Source organism: Mesorhizobium sp. M7A.F.Ca.US.014.04.1.1 (assembly GCF_003998745.1).
Classification (GTDB): Bacteria; Pseudomonadota; Alphaproteobacteria; order Rhizobiales; family Rhizobiaceae; genus Mesorhizobium; species Mesorhizobium ciceri.
Genome location: NZ_RZRW01001548.1, coordinates 1 through 378, shown reverse-complemented (window position 1 = coordinate 378; position 378 = coordinate 1). Strand labels below are relative to the sequence as shown.

1 protein-coding gene is annotated in these 378 nt (G+C 64.8%); it reads right to left on the bottom strand.

Annotation, left to right across the window (positions count from 1 at the left end; all coding sequences use genetic code 11):
* Positions 1-378, bottom strand: a 378-nt coding sequence (locus EOA22_RS37540) for a GMC family oxidoreductase N-terminal domain-containing protein (RefSeq protein ID WP_206521627.1), incomplete at both ends; no start/stop codon positions are given.

Sequence of the window (378 nt, the reverse complement as noted above, 5' to 3'; positions counted from 1 at the left end):
ATGCCTTCCTCAACGCCGGCACCAGGCAGGAAGTGGAACTGGATGTCGGGCGTCTTCTCCGCCCGGTCGCCCCACCAGAAGCCGCCGGCTTCGACGATGTTGGAGGCCACCGGTCCCTTGCCGAACAACGCGTATTCGAGGCCTGCGACCGCTTGCCAGCGCTTTTTCTTGTAGCGATCGATGCCGTGCGGGCCATTGAGTTCGGCGACCACGTCGACATCCATGTGATCGTGCAGGTTCTGGCCGACGCCGGCGAGGTCATGGATCACCTTGATGCCATGCTCCCCGAGATGCGCGGCCGGGCCGATGCCGGACAGCATCAAAAGTTTAGGCGAGCCAATGGCGCCGGCGGTGACGATCCCCTCGCGCTCCGCTCCG